Raw genomic sequence first — 13,062 nt, forward strand, 5'->3', positions numbered from 1 at the left:
CAGAATGACCAGCGCACCCGATGCGCCGGAACAGGGATTCCGGCTCAGTCAGCTTATCTACGATACCCGCTACCGGTCGCTGACGATCCAGGTGGTGGTGCTGCTTCTGGTGATGGCGGGGGCAGCGTGGCTTGTCGACAACACGATCCGCAACCTCAACGTGCTGGGCAAGGATTTCAACTTCGGCTTCCTGGGCAACCGCGCCGGATATGACATCGCGCAATATCTGGTCCCCTATACCAACGACAGCACCCATGCCCGGGCGATGCTGGTCGGGCTGCTGAACACGCTCTGGGTCTCGATCCTTGGCTGCGCGACGGCCACTTTGATCGGCGTTTTCGTGGGGGTGATGCGGCTGTCGCCGAACTGGCTCGTGTCGCGGCTGATGACGGTTTATGTCGAGGTGTTCCGCAACATCCCGGTGCTGCTGTGGATTCTGGTCGCGATCGCCCTGCTGACCGAAATGACGCCCGCGCCCAATGCCTACAAGGTGAACCCCGCCACCGGGACCGCGAATGCCTCGATGGTGCTGTTCGATTCGGTGGCCTTCACCAACCGCTACACCGCGATTCCGGGGGCCGATTTCTCCCGCTCGCTCGGGGTGCTCGATACGCCGCTGGCGCCGGTTTCGCTGAACTGGGTGGCAGTTCTGGTGGTGCTGGCGGGCTCGGTCTGGGCGAACCGCCGGTTCCGCGCCCGCGCCGACCGGATCCAGGAACAGACCGGCAAGCGCCCGGCGACCTGGTGGGGCAGCGCGCTGATCCTGCTCGGGCCGCTGGTGGTGGTGCTGCTGGCGCTCGGCTTCCGGATCCATGAGCCGGAACTGAAGGGCTTCAACTTCACCGGCGGGACCAATGTCTCGAACGCCTTCATCGCGCTCTGGGCGGGGCTGTCGCTCTATACCGGCGCCTTCATTGCCGAAATCGTCCGCGCCGGGATCATGGCGGTCTCCAAGGGCCAGACCGAGGCGGCCTTTGCCCTCGGCCTGCGCCCGGGGGTGACGATGCGGCTTGTCGTGCTGCCGCAGGCGCTGCGGGTGATCGTGCCGCCGCTGATCTCGCAATTCCTGAACCTGACGAAGAACTCCTCCCTCGCCATCGCCGTGGGCTACATGGATCTGCGCGGCACGCTGGGCGGCATCACGCTGAACCAGACCGGGCGCGAACTCGAATGTATCCTGCTGATGATGCTGATCTATCTGGCGATCTCGCTGGTGATTTCGGGCGTGATGAACCTTTACAACAAAAAAGTCCGGCTGAAGGAGCGTTGAGATGATCCCTGAGACCGCCTCCTTCGTGCGCAAGACGATGATCCCGCCCGAACCGCCCCCTGCCCGCGATGCGGGCGCGGTGAAATGGGTGCGGGAAAACCTGTTCTCCTCCTGGGGCAATGCCGTGCTGACGGTGATCGGGCTGCTGATCGTCTACCTGGCTCTGAGCCATTTCGCCCCCTGGTTCCTGCATGGCGTCTGGAAGGCGGACTCGCTCGCGCAATGCCGGCAGATCATCGCGGAACGCTGGGGCGAAGGGGCCAGCGGCGCCTGCTGGGCGGTGATCCGGGCGCGCTGGAACCAGTTCCTGTTCGGCTTCTACCCGCCTGAGCTTTATTGGCGCCCGGTGCTGGTATTCCTCGGCCTGTTCGTCGCGATCGCGCCGGTGCTGTTCACCGCGCTGCCGCGCCGGATGCTGTGGCTCACCGCGGCCTATCCGCTGATCGCGATCTGGCTGCTCTGGGGCGGCTCGGTCTGGCCGGTGGCGATGATCGCGGTGGGCTTCGGCCTCGGCGCGCTGGCGTTCCGGCTGATCCTGGCGAAAAGCTCGATCCTTGCGGTGATCGGCGCGGTTCTGGTGCCGGTGCTGTTCTGGCTGTTCCTGACCGGGCCGGTGGACCGGATGCTGGCCTCTGTCCTGCCGATTGCGCTCGAACCGGTGCCCTCGCGGCAGTTCGGCGGTTTTCTCCTCGCCATCGTCATCGGCGCAGGCGGAATCGCGATGTCGCTGCCGCTCGGCATCATCCTCGCACTTGGGCGGCAGTCGGACATGCTGCTGGTCAAGGCCTTCTCGGTCGGCTTCATCGAATTCATCCGGGGTGTGCCGCTGATCACGCTGCTGTTCGTGGCCTCGCTCCTGCTGAACTACTTCCTGCCGCCGGGGACGAATTTCGACATCATCCTGCGGGTGATGATCCTCGTCACGCTGTTCTCCGCCGCCTATATCGCCGAGGTGATCCGCGGCGGGCTCGCGGCGCTGCCGCGCGGGCAGTATGAGGCGGCGGATGCCCTTGGCCTCGACTACTGGAAGGCGCAGCGGCTGATCATCCTGCCGCAGGCGCTGAAAATCTCGATCCCCGGCATCGTCTCCACCTTCATCGGCATGTTCAAGGACACGACGCTGGTCACCTTCGTCGGTCTGTTCGAGCCGCTGAAGTCGATCCCCGACACGATCCGCGCCGTTTTTGAATGGAAGGGCATCTACTGGGAGCCCTTCGTCTTCGTCGGCGCAATCTTCTTCATCTTCAACTTCAGCATGAGCCGCTATTCGATGTATCTCGAACGCAAGCTCAAGCGCGATCATCACTAAGGAGCCCATCCATGTCCCAACCCGCCCCGAACATGCAGGTCTCCGATGAGGTCGCGATCCAGCTTATCCGGATGAACAAGTGGTATGGCCAGTTTCATGTGCTGCGCGACATCGACCTGACGGTGCGGCGCGGCGAGCGGATCGTGATCGCGGGGCCCTCGGGGTCCGGGAAATCGACGATGATCCGCTGCATCAACCGGCTGGAGGAACATCAGTCGGGCAAGATCATCGTCGACGGCACGGAACTGACCTCGGACCTGAAGAACATCGACAAGGTGCGCTCCGAGGTCGGCATGGTGTTCCAGCATTTCAACCTGTTCCCGCATCTGACGATCCTGGAAAACTGCACGCTGGCGCCGATCTGGGTGCGCAAGGTGCCGAAGAAGGAAGCCGAGGAAACGGCGATGTATTTCCTCGAAAAGGTGAAGATCCCGGATCAGGCGCGCAAATATCCCGGGCAGTTGTCGGGCGGGCAGCAGCAGCGGGTGGCGATCGCGCGCAGCCTGTGCATGCGGCCGCGGATCATGCTGTTCGACGAGCCGACCTCGGCGCTTGATCCCGAGATGATCAAGGAGGTTCTGGACACGATGATCCAGTTGGCCGAAGAGGGTATGACGATGCTCTGCGTCACGCACGAAATGGGCTTCGCGCAGGCCGTGGCGAACCGGGTGATCTTTATGGCGGATGGCCAGATCGTCGAGCAGAACAACCCGCACGACTTCTTCCACAACCCGCAAAGCGAGCGCACGAAACAGTTCCTCAGCCAGATCCTCGGCCATTGAAAACCCCGCACCCCACATGACGTCAGACAGGGGGCGATGATGACCGATATCCACACGGCACTGGACGACCTGCTGAACCATCAGGACGTCCCGCTGGACACGGTTCTGGACCGGCATTTCAGCCCGCCCTACCGGCAGCGGACGAATGGGGGCTGGGAGGATCGGCACGGTTTGCGCGGGCGCTGCGCGAGGTGGTCGCCTCCGCCGAAATCGAGGCTCTGGACGGCACGCGCTGATCGTCATATCGTGCGCGTGGCCAAGCGCGATGGCGCCACGGTGGTGCAGGAGGTCTACCTGTTCGCCGAACTCGACGTCGCGGGGCGTTTCGCCCGTGTCGAGGAAACGACCCTGATGCTGAATGGCGCGGAGGCGGATCGCGCGCTCGGAAGCGTGAAATAGCTTCGACCCGCCCCGGAGTCTCACACCGGCGGCTTGCCCCGCACGGCGCGGGCCACCATGGCGACCACGAACAGGATGATAAAGATCAGGAACAGGATCTTCGCGATCCCGGCCGAAGCCCCGGCGATGCCGCCAAAGCCCAGTGCCGCCGCGATCAGCGCGATGACGAGAAAGGTCAGTGCCCATCCAAGCATGATTGTCTCCTCCATTCTGGCCCGGTCATTGAGCAGTTACGGGAAGAGAACGCGCGGGCGGCGGCGGAGTTCCCCGCGTATCGGGGCGACGAAACGTATCGCAATCTGACAACATGTTCGAACGCTTCGCCCCCCACACCGGGGCGGCGGAGGCATCCCCGGGGCCTCCCCAAGCTGCCAAAGCGCGAGACCCCACGCCCGCAACTCCGGAACACCAAGGCCGCCGAACTTCGACACGGGCACTGTATTCCCCTGCCCGCCGCCGCACGCCTGCCTCCGCCATCCCGTCGCGACCGCCCCGCCCCCGGCGTCAGACGTTGTGCAGGTACAGTTCGTAATCCACATCCGCAATCCAGCGGGCAACGCGCTGATACTCCGCCGCCTTGATCGCGGTGAAGGTGCGGTGCATGTCCGCGCCCAACGCCGATTTCAGGAATTCCGAGTCCTGCGCCGCGCGGATCGCCTCGCGCCAGTCGCCGGGGATCGGCAGGTCGGGCGCGCCTTCGTAGCCGTTGCCCGTGGTTTCGGGGCCCGGGTCGATGCGGCCCGCCAGCCCGTGGCGGATCCCGGCCAGGATCACCGCGCCCACCAGATAGGGATTGGCATCCACCCCCGCCGGGCGATGCTCGATCCGCCGGGCGCGCACCTCCCCCGCCGGGATCCGCAGCGCGACGGAGCGGTTGTTCACCCCCCAACTGGGCGAGACCGGGGCATAGCTCTGGTTCGCGAAGCGGCGCCAGGAATTGGCATGCGGCGCAAAGACCAGCATCGACTCGCCCATCGTCTGCCGCAGCCCGCCGATCGCGTGGCGGATGGTGTCGGTCCACTGGCCCTCGACCGCCTCGGCAAAGACATTGCGGCCCGCGCCGTCGCACAGGCTGACGTGGAAATGCATGCCGGAGCCCGCGTATTTCTCGACCGGCTTCGCCATGAAACAGGCCACCACCCCATGCCGGCGCGCCTGCATCCGCACGATCCGCTTCAGCCGGACCAGATCGTCCGCCGCCTGCATCACATCGGTGCGGTAATGCAGGGTCAGTTCGTATTGCCCGGGCGCATATTCGGAAATCACCGTCTCGGCCTGGATGTCCATCTGCGCCGCCGCGCGGTAGATGTCGGAAAACAGCGGCTCCATCCCGTGCAGATGATCGACCGAATAGACCTCGGTCCAGTCCGACCGCCGCCCGTCCAGAACCGCCGCAGCGGGCCGCACGCCCTGCGACCGGTCCGGATCCAGCAGGAAGAATTCCAGCTCGAACGCGCCCGCCGGATAGAGCCCCTCCGCCGCCATCGCCGCCACCTGCCGGTGCAGCGCATGGCGCGGGTCCGAGGTCATCTCGGCGCCGTCCAGATGATACATGCTCATCAGCAGCTCGCCCCGCGGCGGGTTGGTGCCATGCAGCGGCTTCAGCGTGCCGGGAATCGGCCAGGCGCGCAGGTCGCCGTCGCCCTGATCCCAGATCAGCCCGGTTTCATGCACATCCTCGCCGACGATATCGAGGCCCAGGATGGAAATCGGCAGGTGGCGCCCGCCCTTGTACAGCCCGATCAACTCGTGGCGTCGGATGATCTTGCCCCGGCCGATGCCGTTCGCATCATGCAGCACGATGTCGAAGGCCTCGATCTCGGGATGGGCGGCGAGGAAATCCTCGGCCTCCTGAACGGCGGAACCGGAAGGGGAATGCGTCATGGTCAGGTCTCGGTCAAATGGCCCAGAACCGCGTCGAAGGCAGCGACCAGCCGGTCGATCTGCCGCCGCGTGGTGGCGGGCGAAATCAGCATCATGTTGTGGAAGGGCGCGATCAGACAGCCCCGGTTCAGAAGCCCGACATGCACCGCGGCCTCCAGCGCGGGGGCATGGGCGCGGGCGGCCTCGGCGCCGTTGCGCAAGGGGCCGGGGGCGCAGATGAATTCCACCCGCGCGCCCACGCGCACCACATGCCAGGGCAGGCCATGGCGAGCGATGGCTTTCGTCAGGCCGGCGGCAAGCCGCGCGGCGCCCGCCTCCATCCGGGCGTAATTGCCGGGCGTCATCACCTCGGACAGCGTGGCCGCCAGCGCGGCGAACTGCATCGGATTGGCGGAAAGCGTGGTGCCCATGCCGCTATGGCCCGGCACGGCCTCCCGCGCGGCGAAACGGGCCGCGACCTCGGGCGACAGCCCCCAGACGGCGGCGGGCACACCCCCCGCCACGCATTTGCCGGCGACCAGCATATCGGGCCGCAGCCCATGCACCCGGCCATAGCCGCCAAGGCCCGATGAAATCGTATGCGTCTCGTCGAGGATCAGCAGCGCGCCATGGCGGCTGGCCAGATCCCGCAGGCCCTGATGAAACCCCGGATCGGGCAGGACCATGCAGCAGTTGGTCATCACCGGCTCGGTCAGGATCGCCGCGACCTCGCCGGTGGCAAGCGCCGCCGCGACCGCATCCAGATCGTTGAACGGAACCGCCACCGCCAGTTGCGACAGATCCGCGACCTGACCGACCAGCCCGGGCCGCGCCACCGTCCGGCCATCGCGCAGGCAGACCATCGTGTCATCGACCGTGCCGTGATAGCAGCCGTCGAAGACCAGAACCTTCGGCCGCCCCGTCACCGCCCGCGCGACCCGCAGGGCAAAGCGGTTGGCATCGGTGGCGGTGGTGGCAAGCTGCCATTTCATCCGTCCGAAGACCTGCGTCAGCAGCGCCCCGGCCCGATGCGCGGCCTCGGACGGCAGCATATAGGTCAGCCCGCGCCCGGCCTGTGCCCGGAGCGCGCGGGCGACCGGAGCGGGCGAATGGCCGAACATCGAACCGGTATCGCCCAGGCAGAAATCGTCGATCGCATGGCCGTCGACATCCGTGATCACGGCGCCCTTCGCCCGGGCCACGACGATCGGGAAGGGCTGCGGCCAGTCGCGCATCCAGTGCATCGGCACGCCGTCGAGCCAGTCCTCCGACACCACCCGCGCGCGCGGATGCGTCCGGGCGAACGCCGCCGCCTCGCGCGCGGCGAAAGCCGCGATCCGCCCGGCCCCGATGCCGCCGATCCTGTCGCCCGACATGCCCCCTCCCCTCGGTGGTTCAGGTCCAATATCGCGCCGGGGTCGGCAAGTCCACGGCCCGCGACTCACCCGGCGCGGCGGCTGCGGCAGCCATGCGCGGACGGCCCGGCAACCGGCGGGTTTCCGCAAGATCGCGCCGGTTTCCGCCGCTGATGCGGCAACAATGCGCTGCAACCATGCCGCATGAACAGGTTTGAATATCTTGTGACACGAAGCTCTCTTGCAAGTTCATGGGCACTATGCGTAAGCATCGGGGAACGGGCTGCCTTTTGGCGGCCCCAAGAACTATCTGAGAACGCTTGGAAAATAGATGCTCCCCCACAGCGCTGCACGCCAGTCCTCCATGACCCGCCGCCGCCTTCTGGGCACGCTTTCGACGGGGGCGGCCTTTGCCTGCCTGGGCGGATATGCCCGCGCGCAGGATGCCGCGGCACCGGAACCCGCCGCGGAGCCCGCAGCCCCGCCGCAACTGCCCTTCAGCTTCGACACGCTGACGAATGAGATGCGTGCTGCGGCGACCAAGCCGATGCAGGGCGCGCAACTGCCCGACAGCTTCCTGACACAGCTGAACTACGACGATTACCGGCTGATCCGCTTCAACCCGGACCGCGCGCGCTTTGGCGATGCGCCGGGGTCGCGGTTCCGGCTGCATGCCTTCCACATGGGCTGGCTGTTCAAGGAGCCGGTGCTGCTTTACGAAGTCTCGAACGGCCAGGCCTGGCTGATGGGCTTCGACACCGACGATTTCATCTATGAGCGCGAGGCGCGCGAGCGTGTGCCCGAACATGTCGCCCTGCCCGGCGTGGCCGGGTTCCGGCTGCACAACCCGATCAACCGCCCCGACCTGTTCGACGAACTGGTGGCCTTTCAGGGCGCGTCCTACTTCCGGGCGCTCGGGCGCGGCTCGGCCTACGGGCTGTCGGCGCGCGGGCTGGCGGTGAACACCGGTCTGCCGGTGGCCGAGGAATTCCCCCGCTTCACCCGGTTCTGGATTCAGAAGCCGGTCGATGGCTCGAACACGATCTCGGTCTGGGCCGCGCTCGACAGTGCCTCGCTGACCGGCGCCTATCAGTTCGTCATCACCCCGGGCGAGGAGACATTGATCGACGTCACCGCGCGGCTGTTCTTCCGCTCGGACATCCAGCAGCTGGGCATCGCGCCGCTGACCTCGATGTTCCTGTATGGCGACCGCAACCGTAACAGGTTCGACGACTTCCGCCCGAAGGTGCATGACAGCGACGGCCTCGCGATCATGCGCGACGATGGGGAGCGGCTGTGGCGGCCGCTGTCCAACCCCAAATCTCTGGCGTCGAGCTATTTCGTCGAGGAGAACCCCCGCTCCTTCGGCCTGTTCCAGCGCGACCGCGATTTCGACCATTATCAGGACGCCGCCGCGATCTACGAACGCCGCCCCTCCTGTATCGTCGAGCCGATCGGCGACTGGGGCAAGGGCATGGTGCGTCTGGTCGAAATCCCCTCCGAATCCGAGGTGAACGACAATATCGTCGCCTTCTGGGTGCCGGATGCGGCGGCGAAGGCGGGCCAGACGATGGAATTCAGCTATCGGCTGCGCTTCGGCGACCTGTCGCCCGATCCGATGGCGAACCGCGCCTATGTCCTCGCCTCCCGCGCCGGGCAGGGCGGGGTGTCGGGCCTTCCGAATACCGATGGATCGCGCAAATTCGTCATCGACTTCGCGGGGGGTACGCTGGCGCGCTTCCCCGCCGCGCGGGTGGATCAGTTGCAGATCGTCGCCACCGCCGCACAGGGCGAGATCGTCGGCAAGACCCTGCAATATGTCCCCGAAAGCAGCGTCTGGCGGGTGGTGCTTGACGTGAAACCGCAAGGCAATGTCGTGGAACTATCGGCCCATGTCGCCGGTTTCGATCAGAAGCTGACCGAAACCTGGCTCTTTCAATGGATCAACGCATGACCGCAGACATCCCCACCGTCGCGCCGAAGCCCGCTCAGCGGGCCGCCGCGGGCCGCAAGCCGCGCGCGAAGAAGCCCGCCGATCCCGCGGCGATGTCCCCGGCCGATCTGGTCGCGGGGCCCTGCGCGCTGCCCGATGCGCCGCTCGCCATGCCGCAGCAGGTGATCGAGCGGGCGCATCGCACGGCGGCGCCTTCCGCCTCTGCCAGCGTCGGCATCTAGGGCCATGCCCCCCCGGTCCATATCGCGCGCAGGGCTGATCGTGCTGCGCCTTCTGGCAATGGCCCTGAGCCTCGCGGCAGGGCTGGGTGCCTTCGTGCTGTTCCTGCAATTCGGCGATGCCGACGGGCTGGACACGCTGGATGTGATCCGGGCACTCCTGATCCTGATCTCGACGCTGTGGCTCGCCTGGGGGGCGGTGCAGGCGCTGATCGGGCTGACCTCGGCCGCGCGCCCGCCCGCCTATGACCCGAAGGCACCGATCCGGGGCCGGACCTGCATCCTGATGCCGGTCTACAACGAGGATCCGCTTGAGACCTTTTCCCGCGTCGCGGCGATGGAGGCTTCGCTGCGCGCCACCGGCGACCCCGCCGAGATCCATTTCGCGATCCTGTCCGACACCCGCAACGAAACCATCGCGCGGCGCGAACTGGTGCTGTTCAAGCATCTGGTGATGGACCGCGACGGGATGGGCCGGTTCTTCTATCGTCGACGCGAGAACAACACCGGCAAGAAGGCCGGGAATATCGAGGATTTCGTCACCCGCTCCGGCGGTGCCTATGATTTCGCGGTGATTCTGGATGCCGACAGCCTGATGGAAGGCGAGACGATCCTGCAAATGATCCGCCGGATGGAGGCGGAGCCGCGTCTGGGCCTGTTGCAGACCCTGCCGAAGGTGATCCGGGCGCGGTCGCGCTTTGGCCGCGCGATGCAGTTCTCGGCGGCCTTCTTCTCCCCCGTCTTTGCGCGGGGCCTGGCGATGATGCAGGGCGAGACCGGGCCGTTCTGGGGCCACAACGCCATCGTCCGCGTCCGCGCCTTTGCCGAATCCTGCGGCTTGCCGCCCCTGCGCGGCAAGCCCCCGTTCGGCGGCCATGTCATGAGCCACGATTACGTCGAGGCGGCGCTGCTTGCCCGCGCGGGCTGGATCGTGCGGCTGGACGACGACCTTGAGGGCAGCTTCGAGGAAGGCCCCGAGAACATCGTCGATCACGCGAAACGTGACCGCCGCTGGTGTCAGGGCAACCTGCAACATACGCGGATCATCGGTGCCCCCGGGTTGCGGCCCTGGTCGCGCTTCGTCTTCGCGCAGGGCATCATGGCCTATATCGCGCCGCTGTTCTGGCTGGGCTTCATCCTCGCCTCGATCGCGGCGCCGCTGACCGCGCCGCCGCCGGATTACTTCCCGGAACCCGGCTGGCCCTTCCCCTATTTCCCGCCGTCGGAGGCATCGAAAGCGATCGGCCTGTTCATCGGCATCTTCGTCCTGCTGCTGCTGCCGAAGATCCTGATCGCCGCGCGGGCCGCGCTTTCGGGCCGGGCACGGGGCTTCGGGGGGACGGGGCTGGCCTTTCTGTCGACGCTGGCGGAGCTGGTGCTGTCCTCGCTCACCGCGCCGGTGCTGTTGATGTATTCGACACGCTCGGTGTTGCAGGTGTTGCAGGGGCGCGACGGCGGCTGGCCCACCAACAACCGTGGCGACGGCACCCTTGGCTGGCGCGAGGCCTTTGTCGCCTCGTGGTGGATCGTGCTGATCGGCGCCAGTGGCCTTGCGGCGACCTGGGCCTTCGCGCCGGGGCTGCTGCTGTGGCTGCTGCCCGTGGGCGTGCCGATGGTTCTCGGCCCGGCGCTCTTGCGCTGGACCTCGCTGCCGTCGCATGGCCGGATCATGGGCGTGCCCACGGAATATACGCCCGCGCCGGTGATGCAGGTACATGACGCGATTCTGGAACGCTGGACCGCCGAGGCGGGTGTGGGAGGCAACACCGATGGCTGATACGACGACCGGCCTTCCGCGTGGCGCGCGCGATCCGCGGCTCGACCTGTTCCGGGGCCTCAGCCTGGTGATGATCTACATCAACCACGTTCCGGGCACGATCTATGAAAACTTCACCTCGCGCAATTTCGGCCTGTCCGACGCGGCGGAGGGCTTCGTCTTCATGTCGGGCTGTGCCGTCGCGCTGGCCTATGGGCCGCGTCTGGCCGATGGCCTCGCGCCCGGGGCGGTGCTGAAATCCTGGGGCCGGGCCTGGACGCTCTACCTCGCGCATCTGCTGACCACGGTCTGGGCAATGGCGATCGTCGCCGGGGCGGTGCTGTGGTTCGGCGCGGATGAGGTACTGAAGAACAACTCCTTCATCATGATGTGGCATCAACCGGTCGAGGTGACGCTGGGCGTCGCCACGCTGGGCCATCAGTTCGGCTATGTGAACATCCTGCCGATGTATGCGGTGCTGATGCTGATGGCGCCGTTCCTCGTCCGGCTCGGGCAGCGCAGCCCGAAGATGCTTCTGGGCGGCAGCATCCTGTTCTGGGTCGTGACCGGTGAGTTGAAGCTCGACCTGCCGAACTATCCGCAGCCGGGGGGCTGGTTCTTCAACCCCTTCGCCTGGCAACTGATCTTCTCGCTCGGCATCCTGACCGGGCTGGGCCTGCGCTCGGGGCAGCGGTTCGTGCCGGTGCGCGGCTGGCTGTTCTGGGGCGCGGTGGCCTGGCTGCTGTTCTGCCTTGTCTGGGTCAAGGTGCCGGATGTGATGGCGCTGATGAACCAGAGCCTCGCGCGGCTGGTCGAGGCGGGCGTGCCGCCCCTCCTCGCCGGGTTCGACAAGACCTATGTCTCGCTGCCGCGGCTCGCGCATTTCCTTGTGCTTGCCTATGTGCTGTCGATGCCGGGGCTGGTGCCCCGGATCGCGGCGGCGCGCGTGCTCGAACCGATCCGGCTGATCGGCCGCCACAGCCTGCCCGTTTTCGCGGCGGGAACGGTTCTGGCGATTCTGGCGCAGACGGTGAAGGACGTGCATCCGGCGGGGCTGCTACAGGATACGGTGCTGGTTCTGGGCGGCGTGGTCCTGCTCTGGGCCCTTGCCCGGGCGCTGGACTGGAATGCCCGCTCGGGTGGTCAGCCGCCACGCGGGCGGAGCATCACCCTGCCCACCCTTGCGCCCGCGCCGCAGGCGGCACTGCGCTAAACCCCTTCGCCCTGCCCCAGAACGGCGGACTTGATCGCCTTCAGCGCCGCCTGAACCTTTGGCGTGCGGTGCAGATCGACATGGGTCACCAGCCAGAGCGGCGCCTCCCAGTCCGGCAGCGGATCCATCACTTCGACCAGATCGCCGCGGTGCCGCCCCTCGACCACCGGCATGAAGCCGATGCCGACACCCGCGCGCACCGCCACCGCCACGCCCTCAAGCGAATTCGTCGAATAGACCACCGACTCTTCGGGCACGGTCTCCGCCAGCCAGCGGTAGAACCGCGCCCGGGTTTCGCGCGACTCGCTGCCGATGAAGCGGTGCCGCGGCAGGTCTTCGATCCCCGAGGGCAGGCCATGACGGTCGATATATCCCTGCGAGGCATAAAGCCCCACCCGGCTGTGGCCGAGCGACTGCACCACATTGTCGGGTTCAGTCGGCTTCGTCCCGGCGCGGATCGCGACATGGGCTTCGCCATATTCCAGCCGGAACACCCGCAGATCGGTCAGAAAATGCAGCCGCAGCCCCGGATGGTCTTCCAGCAGCATGGTGAAGGCCGGTGCCAGCAGCGAACCGATCGTGGGCGGCGCGGTGATGATCAGCTCGCCGGAAATCTCTTCCCCGGAGCCGGAAATCCGTGCGGCGAGTTGCGCGAACTGGTCCTCCGTCGCCTGCCCCACCGCCAGAAGCTGCATCCCGGCCTCCGTCGGCGTATAGCCGCGCGGGTGGCGCTGGAACAGCTTCGTGCCCATCCGCTCCTCCAGCGCATCGACATGCCGGATCACCGTCGCGTGGTGAACGCCCAGCACCTCGGCGGCGCCTGAAACCGTGCCGACCTTGGCCACCTGAAAGGCGGTCCGGATCTCGTCCCAATTGTCGAATTGCATCCTGTGCGCCCGCAAACATAATCTGCGCAATGATGCCGGTTGCGTTCGGCAAGGCA

At 66.7% G+C, this 13,062-nt stretch carries 12 protein-coding genes; 8 read left to right on the forward strand and 4 right to left on the reverse strand.

What is annotated here, in order from left to right; all coding sequences use genetic code 11:
* The first annotated feature begins 4 nt into the window (after positions 1-4).
* From QM789_RS03160 to QM789_RS03175, 4 genes are read left to right on the forward strand one after another with little or no spacing between them, the layout of a single operon-like run.
* Positions 5-1,270, forward strand: a complete 1,266-nt coding sequence (locus tag QM789_RS03160) for an amino acid ABC transporter permease (RefSeq protein ID WP_420350507.1) — start codon at positions 5-7, stop codon at positions 1,268-1,270.
* A gap of 1 nt (position 1,271) precedes the next feature.
* Entirely contained in the window at positions 1,272-2,579 is a 1,308-nt protein-coding gene (locus tag QM789_RS03165) for an ABC transporter permease subunit (RefSeq protein WP_420350508.1), read from the forward strand.
* An 11-nt stretch (positions 2,580-2,590) separates the two neighbouring features.
* Complete coding sequence (locus QM789_RS03170; protein ID WP_420350509.1) at positions 2,591-3,361, forward strand: amino acid ABC transporter ATP-binding protein; 771 nt, start codon at positions 2,591-2,593, stop codon at positions 3,359-3,361.
* A gap of 39 nt (positions 3,362-3,400) precedes the next feature.
* Positions 3,401-3,760, forward strand: coding sequence for a hypothetical protein (locus QM789_RS03175; protein WP_420350510.1), 360 nt, complete (start codon positions 3,401-3,403; stop codon positions 3,758-3,760).
* Positions 3,761-3,780: 20 nt separating this feature from the next.
* Here the strand turns inward: QM789_RS03175 and QM789_RS03180 are convergent, their stop codons facing one another.
* The 3 genes from QM789_RS03180 to QM789_RS03190 form a co-directional block, all read right to left on the reverse strand.
* The gene (locus QM789_RS03180; RefSeq protein WP_420350511.1) at positions 3,781-3,954 is read right to left on the reverse strand and encodes a DUF1328 domain-containing protein; all 174 of its coding nucleotides are present in this window, start codon (positions 3,952-3,954) and stop codon (positions 3,781-3,783) included.
* A gap of 310 nt (positions 3,955-4,264) precedes the next feature.
* Positions 4,265-5,650: a glutamine synthetase family protein gene (locus tag QM789_RS03185; RefSeq protein ID WP_420350751.1), complete on the reverse strand. Its 1,386-nt coding sequence runs from the start codon at positions 5,648-5,650 to the stop codon at positions 4,265-4,267.
* A complete protein-coding gene (locus QM789_RS03190; RefSeq protein WP_420350512.1) occupies positions 5,647-6,999 on the reverse strand; it encodes an aspartate aminotransferase family protein in 1,353 nt (450 codons plus the stop codon). The genes QM789_RS03185 and QM789_RS03190 overlap by 4 nt, the downstream gene beginning before the upstream one ends.
* Before the next feature lie 343 nt (positions 7,000-7,342).
* Between QM789_RS03190 and QM789_RS03195 the strand changes: the two genes are divergently transcribed.
* The 4 genes from QM789_RS03195 to QM789_RS03210 are packed head-to-tail and all read left to right on the forward strand — an operon-like array spanning position 7,343 to position 12,119.
* On the forward strand, positions 7,343-8,932 hold the full coding sequence (locus QM789_RS03195) for a glucan biosynthesis protein (protein ID WP_420350513.1): 1,590 nt from the start codon (positions 7,343-7,345) through the stop codon (positions 8,930-8,932).
* On the forward strand, positions 8,929-9,153 hold the full coding sequence (locus tag QM789_RS03200; protein WP_420350514.1) for a hypothetical protein: 225 nt from the start codon (positions 8,929-8,931) through the stop codon (positions 9,151-9,153). Before QM789_RS03195 ends, QM789_RS03200 begins: the two co-directional genes overlap by 4 nt.
* A 4-nt stretch (positions 9,154-9,157) precedes the next feature.
* Positions 9,158-10,927 (forward strand): glucans biosynthesis glucosyltransferase MdoH, encoded by a 1,770-nt coding sequence (gene mdoH, locus QM789_RS03205; RefSeq protein ID WP_420350515.1) that lies wholly within the window; start codon positions 9,158-9,160, stop codon positions 10,925-10,927.
* Entirely contained in the window at positions 10,920-12,119 is a 1,200-nt protein-coding gene (locus tag QM789_RS03210; RefSeq protein ID WP_420350516.1) for an OpgC family protein, read from the forward strand. The genes mdoH and QM789_RS03210 overlap by 8 nt, the downstream gene beginning before the upstream one ends.
* Here the strand turns inward: QM789_RS03210 and QM789_RS03215 are convergent.
* Positions 12,116-13,006, reverse strand: coding sequence for a LysR family transcriptional regulator (locus tag QM789_RS03215; protein WP_420350517.1), 891 nt, complete (start codon positions 13,004-13,006; stop codon positions 12,116-12,118). The two genes, QM789_RS03210 and QM789_RS03215, sit on opposite strands and share 4 nt — an antisense overlap.
* Positions 13,007-13,062 lie beyond the last annotated feature (56 nt).

Origin of the sequence: Paenirhodobacter sp., from assembly GCF_047600745.1 — a bacterium.
Taxonomy (GTDB): domain Bacteria; phylum Pseudomonadota; class Alphaproteobacteria; order Rhodobacterales; family Rhodobacteraceae; genus Rhodobacter.